Source organism: Paenarthrobacter sp. 10N417, assembly GCF_056394745.1.
The window spans coordinates 210,824-227,618 of record NZ_JBFTIL010000003.1 but is presented as its reverse complement, the minus strand read 5'-3'; the positions used below and the strand labels follow the sequence as shown (position 1 = coordinate 227,618).

General features: G+C 61.2%; 16 protein-coding genes and 1 tRNA gene. 14 read left to right on the top strand and 3 right to left on the bottom strand.

All coding sequences use genetic code 11. The annotated features are described in order from the left end of the window. Window positions 1-8: 8 nt before the first annotated feature. Complete coding sequence (locus AC1DCM_RS05445; protein WP_477517570.1) at window positions 9-707, top strand: FadR/GntR family transcriptional regulator; 699 nt, start codon at window positions 9-11, stop codon at window positions 705-707. Window positions 708-781: 74 nt separating this feature from the next. Here AC1DCM_RS05445 and AC1DCM_RS05440 read toward each other — a convergent pair. Continuing rightward, window positions 782-864: transfer RNA gene (locus tag AC1DCM_RS05440), tRNA-Leu, on the bottom strand. Window positions 865-1,251: 387 nt separating this feature from the next. Between AC1DCM_RS05440 and AC1DCM_RS05435 the strand changes: the two genes are divergently transcribed. The 7 genes from AC1DCM_RS05435 to pknB are packed head-to-tail and all read left to right on the top strand — an operon-like array spanning window position 1,252 to window position 10,820. Then, window positions 1,252-2,001 carry an FhaA domain-containing protein gene (locus tag AC1DCM_RS05435; protein ID WP_477517569.1) on the top strand — a complete coding sequence of 250 codons (750 nt, stop codon included), beginning with the start codon at window positions 1,252-1,254 and terminating at the stop codon, window positions 1,999-2,001. A 5-nt stretch (window positions 2,002-2,006) separates the two neighbouring features. Beyond that, window positions 2,007-2,486 (top strand): FHA domain-containing protein FhaB/FipA, encoded by a 480-nt coding sequence (locus AC1DCM_RS05430; protein WP_416418304.1) that lies wholly within the window; start codon window positions 2,007-2,009, stop codon window positions 2,484-2,486. A 3-nt stretch (window positions 2,487-2,489) separates the two neighbouring features. After that, window positions 2,490-4,181 carry a PP2C family protein-serine/threonine phosphatase gene (locus AC1DCM_RS05425; RefSeq protein ID WP_477517568.1) on the top strand — a complete coding sequence of 564 codons (1,692 nt, stop codon included), beginning with the start codon at window positions 2,490-2,492 and terminating at the stop codon, window positions 4,179-4,181. Then, window positions 4,178-5,608 carry an FtsW/RodA/SpoVE family cell cycle protein gene (locus tag AC1DCM_RS05420; RefSeq protein ID WP_442018148.1) on the top strand — a complete coding sequence of 477 codons (1,431 nt, stop codon included), beginning with the start codon at window positions 4,178-4,180 and terminating at the stop codon, window positions 5,606-5,608. Before AC1DCM_RS05425 ends, AC1DCM_RS05420 begins: the two co-directional genes overlap by 4 nt. Next, a complete protein-coding gene (locus AC1DCM_RS05415; RefSeq protein WP_477517567.1) occupies window positions 5,605-7,062 on the top strand; it encodes a penicillin-binding transpeptidase domain-containing protein in 1,458 nt (485 codons plus the stop codon). Before AC1DCM_RS05420 ends, AC1DCM_RS05415 begins: the two co-directional genes overlap by 4 nt. Then, a complete protein-coding gene (locus tag AC1DCM_RS05410) occupies window positions 7,059-8,909 on the top strand; it encodes a protein kinase domain-containing protein (protein WP_442018150.1) in 1,851 nt (616 codons plus the stop codon). Before AC1DCM_RS05415 ends, AC1DCM_RS05410 begins: the two co-directional genes overlap by 4 nt. A gap of 9 nt (window positions 8,910-8,918) precedes the next feature. Further along, entirely contained in the window at window positions 8,919-10,820 is a 1,902-nt protein-coding gene (gene pknB, locus AC1DCM_RS05405; protein ID WP_477517566.1) for a Stk1 family PASTA domain-containing Ser/Thr kinase, read from the top strand. A gap of 31 nt (window positions 10,821-10,851) precedes the next feature. Here pknB and AC1DCM_RS05400 read toward each other — a convergent pair whose 3' ends face one another. Beyond that, entirely contained in the window at window positions 10,852-11,493 is a 642-nt protein-coding gene (locus AC1DCM_RS05400) for an aminodeoxychorismate/anthranilate synthase component II (protein ID WP_224094520.1), read from the bottom strand. A gap of 170 nt (window positions 11,494-11,663) precedes the next feature. Continuing rightward, complete coding sequence (locus AC1DCM_RS05395; protein WP_442018168.1) at window positions 11,664-12,488, bottom strand: class E sortase; 825 nt, start codon at window positions 12,486-12,488, stop codon at window positions 11,664-11,666. A 158-nt stretch (window positions 12,489-12,646) separates the two neighbouring features. Here AC1DCM_RS05395 and AC1DCM_RS05390 point away from each other — a divergent pair, with 158 nt between their 5' ends. The 6 genes from AC1DCM_RS05390 to AC1DCM_RS05365 all read left to right on the top strand — a co-directional run bounded on the left by AC1DCM_RS05390 (window position 12,647) and on the right by AC1DCM_RS05365 (window position 16,093). After that, window positions 12,647-12,901: a cell division protein CrgA gene (locus AC1DCM_RS05390; protein WP_477517565.1), complete on the top strand. Its 255-nt coding sequence runs from the start codon at window positions 12,647-12,649 to the stop codon at window positions 12,899-12,901. A 45-nt stretch (window positions 12,902-12,946) separates the two neighbouring features. Then, the gene (locus tag AC1DCM_RS05385) at window positions 12,947-13,456 is read left to right on the top strand and encodes a methylated-DNA--[protein]-cysteine S-methyltransferase (RefSeq protein WP_442018153.1); all 510 of its coding nucleotides are present in this window, start codon (window positions 12,947-12,949) and stop codon (window positions 13,454-13,456) included. Further along, the gene (locus AC1DCM_RS05380; protein WP_442018154.1) at window positions 13,456-14,034 is read left to right on the top strand and encodes an RNA polymerase sigma factor; all 579 of its coding nucleotides are present in this window, start codon (window positions 13,456-13,458) and stop codon (window positions 14,032-14,034) included. The genes AC1DCM_RS05385 and AC1DCM_RS05380 overlap by 1 nt, the downstream gene beginning before the upstream one ends. Next, window positions 14,031-14,660, top strand: a complete 630-nt coding sequence (locus AC1DCM_RS05375) for a methylated-DNA--[protein]-cysteine S-methyltransferase (RefSeq protein WP_442018155.1) — start codon at window positions 14,031-14,033, stop codon at window positions 14,658-14,660. The genes AC1DCM_RS05380 and AC1DCM_RS05375 overlap by 4 nt, the downstream gene beginning before the upstream one ends. Beyond that, window positions 14,657-15,373 carry an alpha-ketoglutarate-dependent dioxygenase AlkB family protein gene (locus AC1DCM_RS05370; protein ID WP_442018156.1) on the top strand — a complete coding sequence of 239 codons (717 nt, stop codon included), beginning with the start codon at window positions 14,657-14,659 and terminating at the stop codon, window positions 15,371-15,373. Before AC1DCM_RS05375 ends, AC1DCM_RS05370 begins: the two co-directional genes overlap by 4 nt. 102 nt (window positions 15,374-15,475) lie before the next feature. Further along, window positions 15,476-16,093 (top strand): DNA-3-methyladenine glycosylase I, encoded by a 618-nt coding sequence (locus tag AC1DCM_RS05365; RefSeq protein WP_442005241.1) that lies wholly within the window; start codon window positions 15,476-15,478, stop codon window positions 16,091-16,093. Window positions 16,094-16,795: the final 702 nt, after the last annotated feature.

The following is a 16,795-nucleotide window of genomic DNA, read 5'->3' as shown; positions in this document are numbered from 1 at the left end:
TTGAACCCATGAGCCGAAACCTGACTGCGGATCTCGCCGCCGACCTTCGCAACCGCATCGTCGACGGCGTCATCCAACCAGGTGAGAAACTCCCCAGCGAAAATACCCTCATCAGCGAATACGGCGTCAGCCGGACAGTAGTCCGCTCAGCCCTGACACATTTGCAAGCGGAGGGACTCGTCGAAACTGAGCGTGGGCGGGGCAGCTTCGCGCTGACCCCGCCATCGGACGGCCCTGTTCAAGCGCCGGGCACAAGACCGGTTGTCAGTATGGAAGACCGGCTGCAGATGCTCGACTTCCGGATCGGCGTCGAGACGGAAGCCGCAGCGCTGGCTGCCCTGAATCACACAGAGCACCAATTGAAGGCAGTGCACGGTGCCTTAGAGCAGTTCATGGCAAGTTCCGGCCACCCGGCCCATTCCATGAAGGCTGACTTCGAATTCCACCGGGCCGTTGCTGCAGCCTCAGGCAATCCCTTTTATACAGACTGCATCACTGCGCTGGGCCAAACGATGATCACCATGCCCCGCACACGCCTCCTGGCCAGCGACGAGGAGGACTCACGTGAACGCTTCGAGCAAGTGGTCCACGAGCACTCCTCTATATACGCAGCCATCGCCGATGCCGACCCAGCCGCTGCCTCGGCCGCCATGCGCCTGCACCTGAGCAATTCGCGACGCCGGTTCAAGGGTTCGCCGCGCGGCTGAGAGTCGCGTACGGCCTGGCATTCCGGGCAAAGCAAAAGAGCCCCGATCCTAAGATCGGGGCTCTTTCAATTGCGTGCGCGAGGGGGGATTTGAACCCCCACACCCTTTCGGATACTGGCACCTGAAGCCAGCGCGTCTGCCGTTCCGCCACTCGCGCGCAACTTCTTTTTCAGGACTCCCCACCGGTCTCCCAGCTTCATTTCCTTCAAAAGCAGCGAGATCAAGCATAACGGACATTCCAGACAAAACACCAATCGAGGCCCTGCACGGTTGGGGACAACGCTGCCGGGAGGTCCCCACGCCCCACAACTTCTGCTTAACGGCATGGAAATTTCACCCCCTCGCTCCCCCGTCAGGACGGGCCGGAATCGAACTTTTCCGCGTCGTAAGGCGTTGTGGATTAAGGCCATTCCCAGACACTCCCAGTAGTATCGGGAAGTGGAAGGGCCGTTCGGCGCTCACTTTGCTGTGTGCGTGGACGGGTCGAAGCACGGAGTATTGAACCAGGCACAGTGGGTGCCGCGGCGAGGAAAGGAGAAGGACCATGGGTTTGCTGGACAAAGTCGAGCGCGGCATTGAAAAGGCTGTCCGCAACGTCTTCTCCACGGGGTCGCGGGCACGTGTTGAGCCGGTGGAAATCGCGAGCAAGCTACGGCGCGAGCTGGACAATAAGTCCATCACCATCGCAGCCGGGCGCACTCTCGCCCCCAATGTGTTCGATGTCCTCCTCAGCGACGAAGATTTCGGACGCGCCCAAGAGTGGGGGACTCCGCTGGCAGAGGAACTGTGCGATGTGGTCATCCAGCACGTTCGCAGCCAGGGCTACACGCTCCAGGGCGCGGTCCGCATTTCGTTCCGTCGAAATGAAGAGGAACGCGCCGGACACTTCGAAATAACTTCCCGGACCGAGAAATCCTCCGACGACGCTGCTCCCGCGCCACAGGCCCCACGGCCAAATGTTCCAGCTGCACCCGCCCGGCAGCCCACCCGACTCCAGCCTGTCCTGGACATTGCCGGCCAGCGGTATTCCCTCAATGCCCAGTCGGTCGTACTGGGCCGCTCTTCGGAAGCGGACATCCTGGTGGATGACACCGGAGTTTCCAGGAAGCACCTTGAGGTCCGCACCCAGAACGGCACTACGTGGGCCGTTGACCTTGGTTCCACCAATGGCAGTTACGTCAACGGTCACAAGGTGGACGGCAGCGTGGAGCTCACTGACGGCTCAACCATCACGATGGGACGTACAAAGATCATTTTCCGCCTCCTCCCCCAAACCCTGGGTGGCCACGCGTGAACGACATCAGCGAACTGACCATCACGGCCCTTCGCTTCGGTTTCCTGCTGTTGCTGTGGGTCTTGATCTTCAGCATCGTGTCCACCATGCGCCGCGACTTCCAGATAGGCCGCAAGGCCGTGACCGGAGCCCCCACAGCACGAGAGGTCCGCAAGCACCCCGAATTGGCAGCCTCCCCGGCGCCCGCCATCCAGCATGCGCGCAATCTGGTAGTGACTGAGGGCCCTCTCAAAGGCACCACCCTCCCCTTGGCGGCAAGCCCCATCCTGTTGGGCCGCGCGCAGGAAGCCACCCTGGTCCTGGAAGACGACTACGCTTCCGGCCGCCATGCGCGCTTGTTCCCGCAGGGCAGCCGCTGGTTTATAGAGGACCTCGGTTCCACCAACGGCACCTACCTGGCCGATCAACAGCTCACCCGTGCCCTGCCGGTGGAGCTTGGCGTTCCCGTGAGAATCGGCAAGACGGTTATTGAATTGAGGCCGTAGTCCATGGCCTCTCCCGAGACCCCGGAAGGCAAGGAAACGCCGGCGCAGCGCCCACTCATCATGCGCTACGCCGCGCGATCCGACGTCGGACGGATCCGCTCCAAGAATGACGACTCCGCGTACGTGGGCCGCCATCTTGCAGTCGTTGCCGATGGCATGGGTGGCCACGCAGGCGGAGACGTCGCCTCCGCCTCCACGGTGCTGGACATGATCCACCTCGATCACGATGACTACCCTGACGGCGCGGACACGATCCTCGCCGATGAGATCCAGACTGCCAATTCGCTGCTGTCTGAGCTGGTGCATCAGAATCCCAAACTCTCCGGCATGGGCACCACCGTCACCGCCCTGCTCCTTGAGGACCGCAAACTGCATTTCGCCCACATCGGCGATTCCCGGGCCTACCGCCTGCGGAACAAGAAGTTCGAGCAAGTCAGCATTGACCACACGTTCGTCCAGCGACTCATTGATGAAGGCCGGCTCCGCCCCGAAGAAGCCGAAACACATCCTCACAAAAACGTTCTGATGCGCGTCCTGGGTGACGTCGATGCCAGCCCTGAGCTGGACTTGGATGCCCTCGACGTCGAGCCGGGCGAACGCTGGTTGCTCTGCTCAGATGGCCTCAACTACGTAGCAGGGCACGTGGTGGAGCGGGTATTCCGGGAAACCAAGGACCTTCGGGAATGCGCGGAAACCCTCGTTAATCTCACCTTGGAAGCCGGGGCCCCGGACAACGTCACCGTGGTCGTGCTGGAGATTGTTGAGGAGACCGACGACGACGTCAACACGGCCGCCGTCGACGTCGTTCCTCCCGCGGCGCTTGCCGCCCTGGACGAGCCGGAATCAAATGCTGCAGATAAGCCGACGGAAGGTCCCTCCGCCAGCAAGCCCGCAGACGCCAGTCCGGGCGAGCTTAAGGCAACAGCGACCAAGGATGGCAAGGTTGCCGACGCCGGTGCATCCTTCAGCAATGGCGACCCAACTGCGGAGAAGACTGAGTCCGATGACGACGACGGAACCTCCAAAGAGCCGCCCACCACTACTGACCCCCACCTGGGTGAGCATCTTTCCGCTGAGGTCCTTCGCGAAGAGCTCGCCAGCCGTCCCCATGAGCTCGTGGGTGCTGCAGCTACAGCTGCCGAAACGGGATCAATCCCGACGGTGGCAGGCCGCACAGTTGCTCGACGCGCGGCTACGGTCCTGACCCACAAAGCCGAGCAGGACCGACTGGAAGTCGAAGAACCGGCAAGACGCCGCATTCGCTGGCTCATGCCCGCCGTTGCTGCTGTTGTTGTGCTCGGCGTCGTCGTGGGCCTATGGCTTGGCTACGCTTGGACGCAGACCCGCTATTACGTTGGCGAGTACGATTCCCGTGTAGCAATCTTCAACGGCATTTCGCAGCGGCTCGGCCCCATCCAGCTGTCCCGGCTTGAGGCTGTCACTGACCTCCGTGTTGAGTCCCTTCCCGAGTACGGTCAACAGAGTGTTCGGCAGACCGTTCCTGCCGGAGACCTTGATGATGCGCAGCGTATTGTCGAGAACCTGAAGAACTACGGCAGCACGTCAGGAACCTGTCCCAGCACCAGCGCTTCCCCCACTCCATCTGCGACAACAAGTGTTCCCATTCCAAGTACAGCGGCCATTGCCAGCCCCACGCCTTCGCCCGTACCGACTCCCTGTGAGGCGGCAAAATGATCCAGACTGAGACCGCGCCCAAGCCGCGCCGCAATGTTGAGCTGGTGCTCATCGTGCTCGCGCTTGCCGTTGGCATCGGCGCCAGTGCTTTGGTAAGCATCAACTCCGAAAGCGGACTGGACAGCGACTTCTGGTTCCAGTCGAGCCTCTTGGCTGTCGCTGCCTTTGCCTTCCACGTCGTGTTGAGGCTGCGCGCTAAGTATGCCGACCCAGTAATACTTCCGATCGTTGTTGCCTTGAACGGGCTCGGCCTCGCTTTGATCCACCGCATGGATGGGCCTGGCGACGATACCGGTAATAATCAGCTCCGTTGGACGCTTATTGCCATGGCCGTATCCATCGCCGTGATTTGGTTCCTCAAGGACCACCGCATCCTGCGCCGGTTTACCTACATTTCCTTGGCAGCGAGTGCATTCCTTCTGATTTTGCCGCTGGTTCCGGGCATCTCTGCCGGTGAAGTTCTGGGCGCAAGCGTGTGGATCCGGATCGGCCCTATGACGTTCCAGCCCGGTGAAATTGCCAAGATCACACTGGCAATATTCTTCGCCGGGTATCTTTCCTCCAACCGGGACCTCATCCTGCTGGCAGGACGGAAAATTGGCCCCATGCAGTTCCCGCGGTTCAAGGACCTCGGCCCCATGATCACTGCCTGGTTGGTGAGCATTGGCGTCCTCGTATTCCAACGCGACCTCGGATCGTCAGTCCTTTTCTTCGGCCTCTTCATTGTGATGATCTACGTCGCCACAAGCCGCATCTCGTGGGTAGTGATCGGGCTGGCCCTGATCCTTGGCGGCGGCTTCATCGCTTCGAAGATCTTCTCGCACGTTGCTTTCCGGATCGACAGCTGGATCAATGCCTTCACGCCCGAAGTCTTTGGCAGGTCCCCCGGTGGCAGTGGACAGATCGTCCAAGGTTTGTTCGGCATGGCTGACGGTGGCTTGGTGGGCACAGGCCTTGGCCAGGGCCGGCCGGATCTGGTGCCCTTCGCCAACAGCGACATGATCGTGGCACTCATTGGCGAAGAACTGGGCCTTATTGGCCTGTTCGCCGTCGTGATGCTGTACCTGTTGCTCTTTACCCGCGGTTTTCGTGCCGCCTTGGGCACGCGGGATGCGTTCGGCAAGTTGTTGGCCTGCGGGCTCTCCTTCGCAATCGCGCTCCAGTGCTTTGTGGTTATCGGCGGCGTCACCCGGCTCATCCCATTGACGGGCCTCACAACGCCGTTCCTGGCCGCTGGTGGTTCCTCGCTTTTGGCCAACTGGATAATCGTCGGCCTCCTGCTCATGATCTCCAACACGGCCCGTGGGCCCATAGATACAACTCCGATGGTCAACAAACCTCCTGCAAGCAGCACCAACCCGGCCGCCCGCAAGTCGGCCGCCGTACCCACACCGGGCGCACCCACGGAAGCGGTGAAGCACCCATGAACCAGGCAATTAGAAGTTCGTGGATGGCTGCCGTCGCCATGTTCGCCTTGATCTTCGGCGCCATCAGCTACGTCCAGGTCATCGGCGCTGACGATCTCAACGCCAATCCTTGGAACCAGCGGGCCATCCTGGCATCGTTCTGCAATGACCGTGGGGCGATCATCGTAGGCGGCAAGCCAATTGCGGAATCTGTCGCGGGAAACGAATCCTGCGCGTTCCAACGCAAGTACACGCAGCCCGAACTATATGCCGGCATCACTGGATACTTCTCCAGGGGCTTTGGTTCCACCGGGCTCGAACAGTCCCTCAGCGATCAGTTGGCCGGCAATTCCGACCAACTGTTCCTGGACCGCGTCAGCCAAATGTTCCTGGGCAATGAGCCCAAGGGCGCTTCGGTTGAGCTGACGCTGGATCCCGCCATCCAGAAACTTGCGTATGACCTCATTCCGGAAGGCCAACGCGGCTCAATCGTGGTGACCAACCCGAAAACAGGCGCCGTCCTGGCCATGGTTTCCAAGCCTTCCTACGATCCCAACCTGATCGCTACCCACGACAGAAACGCCGCAGCGGCGAACTACGCACAGCTGAACCAGATTCCTGGCATCAATTTGAACCAGAATGTCAGCGGGCCCACGGGTAATCTGCTGTCTCCGGGCTCAGTGTTCAAGCTCGTGGATACTGCGGCAGCCTTGAATTCCGGCAAGTACAACAAGGACAGCGAACTGCCGAACCCCAGCAGCCTGCCTTTGCCTGGATCCAGTGCGAGCCTGCCCAACTACGCTGGCGGTAACTGCAACGTCCGTGAAACGGCCACGTTCTCGTTCGCCTTGGAACAGTCCTGCAACACTCCCTTTGCGAGCATCGCGCTGGACCTCGGCCAGGACGCGATCCGCGATCAGGCAGAGAAGTTCGGCTTCGGAGACACCTTCGGCGAGCAGCTCAAGCTCCAGCAGGCCGTCAGCGTCTTCCCGAAGGATCTGGACCAGGCGCAGCTTGCCCAATCCTCGGTAGGCCAGCGCGACGTCAAGGCAACTCCGCTGCAGATCAACCTGATGACGGCGGCAATTGCCAATGGTGGTGTGCAAATGAAGCCCAACCTGGTCAAGACGGTTCGTGCTCCCGATCTCCGGGTAATCAGCGAGTTCAAGCCCGAGGCCCTCCGTACAAGCACCACCCAACCCATCGCGAACCAGATCACCCAATGGATGAGCAGCGCGGTCTCCAACGGCATCGCCAGCGGCGCTGCCGTCCCGGGGGTCCAGGTAGCCGGCAAGACCGGTACCGCCGAGCTCGGCGATTCAGGTTTGAACAACTCTTGGTTCACCGGGTTCGCCCCGGCGAACGATCCGCAAGTGGCCGTCACCATCGTCATGGAAGGTGTGGATGTGCTCACAGGCGCCAAGCTAACCAGTCCGAACGCAAAGAAGATTTTTGAGGCGGTGTTGAATAAGTGAGACCTACTTCGGGAATCACACTCGGCGGCAGGTTCCAGCTGACCAGTCGCATTGCGATTGGCGGCATGGGCGAGGTCTGGAAGGCCAAGGACCAGATCCTGGGCAGGATCGTTGCCATCAAGGTGCTCAAGGAGGAATACACCGGGGACCCAGGCTTCCTCCAGCGTTTCCGCGCTGAAGCCCGCCACACGGCACTTCTTAACCACGTGGGTATCGCCAACGTCTTCGATTACGGTGAAGAAGCCGGCTCTGCCTACCTGGTCATGGAACTGGTGCCCGGCCATCCGTTGAGCGGCATCCTCGAGCGCGAGCAGGTCCTTTCGCCTGACATGACGCTTTCGATCATCTCCCAGACGGCGCGCGCCCTGGCCGTGGCACATGCCCAGGGCCTGGTCCACCGCGACATCAAGCCGGGCAACCTGTTGATCACGCCTGACAACCGCGTCAAGGTCACCGACTTCGGTATCGCCCGCCTGGCTGACCAGGTCCCGCTGACCCAGACCGGCCAGGTCATGGGCACCGCCCAGTACCTTGCTCCCGAACAGGCAACAGGACAAACTGCCACTGGCTCGTCTGACATCTACTCGCTGGGCGTCATCGGTTACGAATGCCTCACCGGCCACCGTCCGTTCTCCGGTGAATCGCAGATCGCCATTGCCCTTGCACAGGTCAACGACGCTCCGCCTCCGCTTCCGGAGACGCTGCCAACTCCGGTGCGCGCCCTCCTGATGTCCATGCTCGCCAAGGATCCCAAGAACCGTCCAGCCAACGCCATCAAACTGGCTGAGGCCGCGGAGGCTATCCGCAACGGCGATATCACCACTGCCCACGCCGCCGTACCGGGAATGCTTCTCTTCGAAGCCGCTACTGGACCCATCACGGCACCGGTCAATACCGCTACGGCCCCCACCGGCGTCGTTACCTCGCCGTTTGGCAAGGAGCACACCGCGACGTCGACTTCCGCGCTTCCGGTGATCGGCGCCACCGCCGCTATTGGAGGCGCAGCCGGGGCTGCCCTTGGAGCTGCCGGCGCTTCCGCCGACAACCCTTTGTCGCGGGCAAATGCACTTGAGGCAGAGCGGCAGCTGAACGACGAAGAAGACGTTATCTACAGCGATGACGACAACTTCGACGACGTCGAGCCGGAGCGCAAGAAGCGCAGCCCATGGACTTGGCCACTCGTTGCCCTGATCCTGCTGGTGCTGTTCGCACTGGTTGGTTTCCTGATTTCACAGTCGGGCTTCTTCTCGCCAAATCCCGGTCCGAGCGAGTCCACATCTGCAAGCCCGAGCCGGAGCGCAAGTCCAACGTCGCAATCGGCCACCCCAACGCAGACGTCCCAGGCCCCCTCGCCGACACCAACGCAGTCCACTCCCCAGAAGATCAACCTGATCCCCGAGGAGTATCTTGGACAACCCTTTGAAACTGTCCGCAGCCAGCTTGTTGGATTGGGTCTGCAGGTAAACGGGCAGGAAGTATTCAACACTGCCGCGGTGGGTACGGTAACCGACCTTAACCCCACCGGTCCTGTTGATCCAGGGGAAGTGATCACTGTCCAGTACTCCAAGGGTCCGGAAATGGTGTCCGTGCCCAGCATCGGTGTCGGCCTCAGCGAAGACGAGGTCCGGGGACTGATCGAAGCCGCGAACCTGCGGTGGGTCCCGGGCGATCCCGTCAATGGTGCCGTCGGCCAGAAACCAGGCACCTTCGTACGGTCCGAGCCGGCGCCTGGAACAAAGGTTGCCGCTGGTTCCGTAGTCACATACCACCTGTCCAAGTCGCTTGTACCGAGCAATCCGACGTCCCCGAGCGCCAGCCCCAGCGGCTCCGGCAGCCCGAGCAAATAAGTAGCCGCCATGTCTACGCCACGGCCCGGTCCAGCGCACCGAGAGGAGAGCACACCTGTCTCTTCGCAGCGCATCCTCAATGGTCGCTACGAACTAGGTGACCTGATCGGCCGTGGTGGCATGGCAGACGTCTACCGTGGGTCAGATACGCTGCTGGGGCGCACCATTGCAGTCAAAGTCCTGCGCGCTGACCTGGCCCGCGATCCCCAGTTCCAGGCCCGTTTCAAACGCGAGGCCCAGGCTGTCGCGGCACTGAACCACCCTTCCATCGTGGCCATCTTCGATACCGGTGAGTACTCGGTCCCGGGTGGGCCGGGTGAGGACGTACGAGTCCCATACATCGTGATGGAGTTCGTCGCAGGACGGACCCTGCGGGACATGATCAAAGCGCACGAACTAGGTGTTGAAGACTCCATCGGCTATACCCTTGGCGTGCTGGCGGCGCTGGAGTACAGCCACCGGGCGGGCATTGTGCACCGCGACATCAAGCCGGCCAACGTCATGGTCTGTGCCGATACCGGGGACGTCAAGGTCATGGACTTCGGCATCGCCCGCGCCATGGCTGACTCCGCTGCCACCATGACGCAGACGCAGGCTGTGGTGGGAACGGCCCAATACCTTTCCCCCGAACAAGCACGTGGGGAGACCGTTGATGCCCGCAGCGATCTCTACTCTGCTGGCTGCCTTCTGTATGAACTGCTTACCAGCCGGCCGCCATTCGTAGGCGACAGCCCGGTTTCAGTGGCCTACCAGCACGTCCGGGAGACACCGGACCTTCCCAGCGTCCATAACCCTGAAGTTTCAGAGGCTTTGGATTCCGTCCTTGCCAAGGCCCTGAAGAAGAGCCGGACTGACCGATTCCAGGATGCGGCTGCCTTCCGGCGGGCACTCAGGGCCGCGAGTAATGGCATCCCCGTGCCCGCTCTCCCCACCAGCGAGGCGCCTACCGACCCCAACGACCTCATTTCATCCGAAGACCCGGACACCCAGCTCTTGAGCGCCACAGCCGTGGGATTCCTGGATGTCGAGCACTACAAAGACGCGACCCAGGACCCCATGGCGGAACCGGTGGACGAAGCCCTTCCCCTGGACCTCCCACCCGAACGGGAGCGGTCCGCCCACCAGAAGTCCCGGCGTCGTACTTGGGCGGCGACGCTGGCAATCTTCACTATCCTTGTTCTCGCAGGCGCCGGATTCTGGATCTACAGCCTCGTCAACGCGCCTCCCGCGACACCCGCCAAGGTGGCGGTTCCCTCGGTGACCAACATGTCGGAGTCCCAGGCTCTGCAAGAGCTCTACTCCGCAAAGCTGGTCCCCAAAACGGCACGTGTGGCCAGTGACAAGGTTGCCAAGGACATGGCGATCGGCACGGCGCCCAGTGCGGGCTCCATGCTTGAACAGAACGCCGAAGTCATCCTCAACATCTCCAGCGGTCCCAGCTCGGTAACTATCCCTGCAGACATTGTGGGCCGCACCGAGTCAGACGCCCGCGACACCCTCCGGCGCCTGGGAATCACGGGCAACATCTCCAGCGTGAGGACGCACAGCCCCACGGTTCCCATCGGACTCGTCATCACCACGGGTCCAGCCCCCGGGGCGCCCATAGCCGCAGGTTCCAACGTTGAGCTGCAGGTCTCCTCCGGAAAAGTGCTGATGCCCCAACTGATAGGCCTTGCCCAGTCGGAAGCCGAAGCGCTTTTGAAGGAAAACGGCCTCGTCATGGCCGTGGTGGAGCAGGAAAATTCCCAGGTGACCCCCGGCAAGGTCACGGCGCAAAGCGAAACCTTCAATACTGAAGTGGATCAGGGCAAGACAGTTACGGTAACGGTAGCCAAAGCCCCGGCTCCAACTCCCACACCTACGCCAACAGATACCTCGAGCCCCAAGCCGACACCCACCAAGAAGGACTAACGGCTCGCGTCCCCTCAGCCGCCGCTACACGTCAGTGCTGGATCAGCGGGCTCAGCTTCGAAGCACGTTCGGCAGCGCCGGTCATGCCAAGGGACTCCAGCCAGTTGCCCAGCATCTGGTAGCCGCCTTCAGTGAGGACTGATTCCGGGTGGAACTGCACACCGCAGAGGGGAGCGGTCTTGTGCTGCAGGCCCATGACCACGCCGTTGGTGGTCTCGGCTGTGATCTCCAGGACATCCGGGATCGAGTCGCGAACCGCAGCGAGTGAGTGGTAGCGCGTAGCCGTAACGGGCGACGGAAGCCCGACAAAGACGCTCTTGCCTTCGTGCTGCACTGGCGAGGTTTTGCCGTGCATCAGCTCAGGCGCGTGGGTGACCACGCCGCCATAGGCTTCAGCAAGGGCCTGGTGGCCAAGGCAGACGCCGAACATAGGCTTGGCGGCCTCGCCGCACCACTTGATGAGGTCGATGCAAACACCGGCTTCTGCCGGCGTTCCTGGACCGGGAGAGATGAGGACTCCGTCACGGGCTGCGGCAAGCTCTTTTGCTTCTGCGAGTGTCACGTCGTCATTTCGGACCACGGTTGTCTCGGCGCCGAGTTCTTGCAGGTAGCCCACCAGGGTGTAAACGAAGCTGTCGTAGTTGTCCACGACGAGGATTTTTGTTGAGCTCATGGCTGCTGCACTAAACCAATCGTTGAGTCGGTCAAAGAAGTGAATTGTGAGAACCACGGGAAGAGGAACTCCACCATCAGGACGAGGGCTACGGCCACAAGCGCCACCGATGTCAGTATCCGCACCCACAAGGGGCCGGGCAAATTCCGAAAGATCCAGGCGTACATCCGTTACCCCTTTCCTTGGGCTTGGGCTACTTGGGTGGCGATTTCCGACGGCGGTCCCGCTGAGGCCGGTTGCCAACCCTCAAGGACTGAATAGGCGATGATGCGTTCCTGGGATCCGAAGCGCGGGTTGCAACTGGTCATGGTCAGGATGCTCTCACGGGGCGTGACTCCGGGTTGGGTGGGGACCGGCATCAGGACGTCGGTTTGGCTGGGCAACACAATCTGGTTGTTGCGGAAGACATAGGTGTAATAGCCATCTGGCGTCTGGACGTAGATTTTGTCCCCGGGGACCAGGGTGTGGATGTTATCCAGGACAGCGCCGTGCGTTTGCCGGTGTCCTGCGACGGCAAAATTGCCCAGGGCTCCGGGCATGCTGGTGTTTCCGTAGTGCCCCAGGCCCAGTGTGTCCAGGACATCCTGGTCTGTTCCCTCGATAATTGGCCGCGTGTAGTCCGGACCAAATCGCGGGATGTACATGATCCCGATCGTTTTCCCGTGGGCAGGTGCTGTCCCAACGACGGGCGGACCGTAATCCGTAGCCTGGCTGGCAGCCGGTGTCACCGGTCCCGCAAATTCCTGTGCAAAACTCTTTACGGCTTCGGTCTGCTTGGCGTCGGCCTCCACGTTGGTCCACCACAGCTCCCAGCCCACAAAAAGCAGGAGGACAATGCCTGCGGTGATGAGCAACTCGCCCAGCACCTGGCTGATTTTCCGGATAACGTCCGAAGCTGTGCGCCGGGCCTTGGGAGGCTTTCCCTGCGTCCCTTGGGCGGACGGCACGGCGGCAGCCGCCGTCGTCTGCTGGTCCGCCACAGGGTCTCCTCGTATAGGGCGTGGGCGGCGCCGGCCTACCCCGGTTGCGGCTAGACTTGACAGCTAGTAACAACCCGGAGCACCGCGTGGCCGTTGACCGCTGGAATTTTTCCTTCCTGCAGGATACCAAGGCCGGCAGCATCGGGTTTCAATCGAACAGCCAAGGAGGATCCGTGCCCGAGTCCAAGCCCCGCAAGCGGCCTGCCCGTCAGGTCCAGCAGACTTCCGCCGCGCAGCAGAACAAGCCGAATCCCGTTTGGTACAAGCCGGTCATGTTTGGCCTCATGATCATTGGACTGATCTGGATCATCACGTTCTATATCACTGAGGGCCGGTTCCCGGTTCAGGACTGGGCTTCGTGGAACATCGTGGCTGGGTTCGGCATCGCAATCGTCGGATTCCTCATGACCACGCGCTGGCGCGCCTAGGAATCCCACACCTCACATTTCGGTGCCCGCGAACGTCTACAGGATATGAACACCAGGCACACCACCATGGATTCCCCGCTGGGGCAGCTGACGCTGACTGCCCGTGGGGAGTTTTTGACGGGCATCTTTTACGAAGGCCATTGGCACATGCCTCCGCCGGACTACTTTGGCGTCCCGGCAGGGATCGAGGAACCACTCTTCGAGCAGACCCGGGGCGAACTCGGGGAGTATCTCGAAGGAAAGCGCACCGACTTCGACGTTCCCTTTGAAGCCCGGGGCAATGCCTTCCAAGAGAAGGTCTGGGAGCGGCTCCAACACATTCCTTTTGGGGAAACCATCAGCTACGGTGAACTGGCTCTCGAGATGGGCGATCCCCACCTGGCCCAGGCTGTCGGGTCCGCAGTGGGTCGAAACCCCATCAGCATCATCATCCCGTGCCACCGCGTGGTGGGGCGCAACGGGCAACTCACTGGCTACGCGGGTGGCCTGCGCAACAAGCGCTTCCTCCTCGAGCTCGAAGAGCCTGCCGCCGTGAAACAGAGCAAGCTCTTCTGATGCAGCGCCGGCAGCAGGCCCACACCAAGAGGCCGTTCGAAGCAGTCGTCCAGGAACATGGCGGCACTGTGCTCCGGGTATGCCGTGCAGTGGTGGGTCTTCACGATGCCGACGACGCCTGGTCCGAAACCTTTCTTGCGGCTTTGCAGGCTTATGGCGCCCTCCCTGCAGATGCCAACCTTGAGGCCTGGCTCGTCACTATTGCGCATCGGAAATGCATCGACCTCATCCGTTCCAGCAATCGGCGCGCTTTGCCTGTCGATGAGCCACCCGAGCGGCCTTCGAAAATTGGCATTCCGGGTGACAGCCAAGCGGAGCTACTCAACGCCGTCGGGCAGTTGCCACCTAAACAACGCCAGGCAGTGGCCTACCACTATTTGGCCGGCCTCCCATATAGGGACATTGCGTCATTTCTCGGCGGGACACCAGATGCCGCACGACGTGCGGGGTCCGACGGTGTGAAAGCCCTCCGTTCCATGCTCCGAGACGAGCCCGAATCCGTACGAGCCCTCCTGGTTCATTCCACGGCCGTGACTACATCATCCGTCCCAGCATCGGCGAAAGGAGAAATCCGATGACTCTTGAATCCCTTTCGGACCGCGCCGCGGTTGCCACACTACTTCAACCCCTCGACGCCGGAATCGAGCCTGCCCTGGCCAGCCTCCATGCGAGGCTTGTCCGCTCTGCACAGGAAAGCCATTCCCTGGACATCGCCTACACAGTGGTGGACTCTCCTGTGGGCAAGCTGCTTTTGGCGGCTACGGAGCATGGCGTGGTGCGGGTAGCGTTCGAGCTTGAGAACCACGAGGCCGTATTGCAGTCGTTGGCCAACACGGTGAGTCCCCGCATTCTGCATGCGCCATCTCGGCTTGAGGCCGCTGCCCGCCAATTGGACGAGTATTTCAGCGGCACCCGTAAAGATTTCAATCTTCCCTTGGATTTCCAGCTCGCACGCGGGTTCCGCCTCAACGTCCTCCACCACCTGCCGCAGATCGCCTACGGAAGGACCGAAAGTTACGCACAGGTGGCCCAGGCCGCCGGCAGCCCCAAAGCTGTGCGCGCCGTTGGAACCGCCTGCGCCACCAACCCGCTGCCGGTCATCGTTCCTTGCCACCGCGTGGTGAAGTCCGACGGCACTTTCGGCGGTTACCTCGGCGGAACGGCAGCGAAGCGAAGGCTCCTCACGCTTGAGGCTGCAGCATGAGCGGGGACGCCCTGTTTCCGTTGACGGTTATCCAACCTGACACCCACGACGCCGCGCCTCGGGTTATAGCTCCAGGTGCCGTGCACGTGCCCGGCTGGCTGAGCCTGGAGCAGCAGAGGTGGATCGTGCAAAGCTTTGGCGAATGGACGAAAGGCCCGGTGCCGCTGCGTGCGGCCACGCTGCCGGGAGGGCATCAGATGTCTGTCCGGACCGTTTGCCTTGGCTGGCATTGGCAGCCCTACCGCTACACGCGGGAAGCTACGGATGTAAACGGCCAGCCCGTACTCCAGTTCCCGGAGTGGATGGTTCGCTTGGGCAGGAAGGCCGTATCGGATGCTTACTCGTCGGGGCCGGAAGGCAACGAGGCCCTCGGCGAACTCGCTGGCAATTACACACCCGATGCCGCACTGGTGAACTTCTACGATCGCGGTGCCGCCATGGGGATGCATCAGGACAAGGATGAACGTTCCGATGCTCCGGTAGTGTCCCTCAGCATCGGGGAGACGTGCCTCTTCCGCTTCGGCAACACCCAGACGCGGACCAAGCCATATACGGACGTCAAACTCCAATCCGGGGACCTTTTCGTTTTCGGCGGAGCATCAAGGTTTGCGTATCACGGCATCCCAAAGGTCCTCCCCGGAACCTGTCCGGAAGGATGTGGGCTCTCCCATGGACGAATCAATATCACCATGCGTGTCACCGGGTTGTCCTAGCGACTGGATCCCAGCGGCAAAAATGTCACAGGTAACGGGCAGAATGTCCCTAAAGGCAAGAGCAAGGGTTGGCGTCCGCGGGACGGCCGCAGAGGAGCATTCATGACCACGGAGGAAACCGGCATCATCATCGGACAGGACGGCTTGGCGCGGCCGTTGTGGGCTGCCTCGGATCCCCTGATGCAGGCTTACTACGATCACGAGTGGGGCATGCCGGTCCGGGACGAGCAAGGAATGTATGAGCGCATCAGCTTGGAAGCCTTCCAAGCCGGCTTGTCATGGGCAACCATTCTTCGGAAACGGGATGCCTTCCGGAAGGCTTTCCTGGATTTCCACCCTGAAAGCGTCGCTGCTTTCACAGACGCGGATGTCGAGCGGCTCATGCTGGACGCAGGCATCGTCAGGAACCGCCTGAAGATCCAGGCCGCCATCACCAACGCCAAGGCCACCATCGCCCTGAGGACAGAGGGCGGGCTGGTGGACTTCGTGTGGTCTTTCAAGCCGGAAACCACCCCTGCGCCCCGATCCTACGCAGAAATCCCCACCACCTCGCCCGAATCGCTTGCTCTGTCCAAGGCGCTCCGCAAGAAGGGCTTCGCGTTCGTTGGCCCCACCACCATGTATGCGCTCATGGAAGCTGTAGGGATCATCGATACCCACTTGGTTGACAGCCACAGGCGGGGTACGTCCGGCGTTTGGCTGGAAGAAGGCCAAAAGTAGGGCTTCGCCCTCCCACGGACGCCCACAGTTCTTTTCCACAGAAGTGCGTAACTTTTTCCACAGGCGTGGATAAGTTCTGTGGACATCCACGTACTTTCCCCAGAAACCCCTGTCGCATTACCGATCCTGGACCCATGATCGACGGGCAGGAGTTATGCCCACTGTGCATGCCGCTGTGGATAGTGGCCGCATCTTCATTGAAAGTTCACCGGTGGAGCATTGCTGGATTTACTCACCAGCGTTTTAGCTGGCCACCGAAGCGCAAAATCATCTCGAAGCAAGCCTTCCTCCCTCAGTAATCACCTTCACGGCCTGGGGAGTTACCCACTTAACAACAACCCCCTACCCACAAGTTATCCACAGGTGGGGAAAACTTGTGGGTTTCCGGTGCTGGATCCGCGCGCTAGCGGTCTAAAAGGAGCCGTGACGGTCGGGAACTACACGCGTGTAAGTTATTAACATTGTTGATAAGCCTGTTGATAGAGGCCCCTGCAGGCCATCATTAACAACTTTATCCACAGGTCGCTTGGAAATGGTCCGGTTGTCCACAAATCAGTGAGGTATGGGCACAAAGTTATCCACAGATGTGGATGAACCCATGCCTTTCGGGGGATATCTACCGCCCTGACCGGGTTTACAGCACTCTAACGACCTAACTACACGTATGTAAGTTACGCACACTGTGGACAACGGCTGTGGATA

Bases quoted from the DNA above. Each gene is read 5' to 3' on its own strand.
- AC1DCM_RS05445 (WP_477517570.1), top strand. From the start codon at position 9: ATGAGCCGAAACCTGACTGCGGATCTCGCCGCCGACCTTCGCAACCGC.
- AC1DCM_RS05435 (WP_477517569.1), top strand. From the start codon at position 1,252: ATGGGTTTGCTGGACAAAGTCGAGCGCGGCATTGAAAAGGCTGTCCGC.
- AC1DCM_RS05425 (WP_477517568.1), top strand. From the start codon at position 2,490: ATGGCCTCTCCCGAGACCCCGGAAGGCAAGGAAACGCCGGCGCAGCGC.
- AC1DCM_RS05420 (WP_442018148.1), top strand. From the start codon at position 4,178: ATGATCCAGACTGAGACCGCGCCCAAGCCGCGCCGCAATGTTGAGCTG.
- AC1DCM_RS05415 (WP_477517567.1), top strand. From the start codon at position 5,605: ATGAACCAGGCAATTAGAAGTTCGTGGATGGCTGCCGTCGCCATGTTC.
- pknB (WP_477517566.1), top strand. From the start codon at position 8,919: ATGTCTACGCCACGGCCCGGTCCAGCGCACCGAGAGGAGAGCACACCT.
- AC1DCM_RS05400 (WP_224094520.1), bottom strand. From the start codon at position 11,493: ATGAGCTCAACAAAAATCCTCGTCGTGGACAACTACGACAGCTTCGTT.
- AC1DCM_RS05385 (WP_442018153.1), top strand. From the start codon at position 12,947: ATGAACACCAGGCACACCACCATGGATTCCCCGCTGGGGCAGCTGACG.
- AC1DCM_RS05380 (WP_442018154.1), top strand. From the start codon at position 13,456: ATGCAGCGCCGGCAGCAGGCCCACACCAAGAGGCCGTTCGAAGCAGTC.
- AC1DCM_RS05375 (WP_442018155.1), top strand. From the start codon at position 14,031: ATGACTCTTGAATCCCTTTCGGACCGCGCCGCGGTTGCCACACTACTT.
- AC1DCM_RS05370 (WP_442018156.1), top strand. From the start codon at position 14,657: ATGAGCGGGGACGCCCTGTTTCCGTTGACGGTTATCCAACCTGACACC.
- AC1DCM_RS05365 (WP_442005241.1), top strand. From the start codon at position 15,476: ATGACCACGGAGGAAACCGGCATCATCATCGGACAGGACGGCTTGGCG.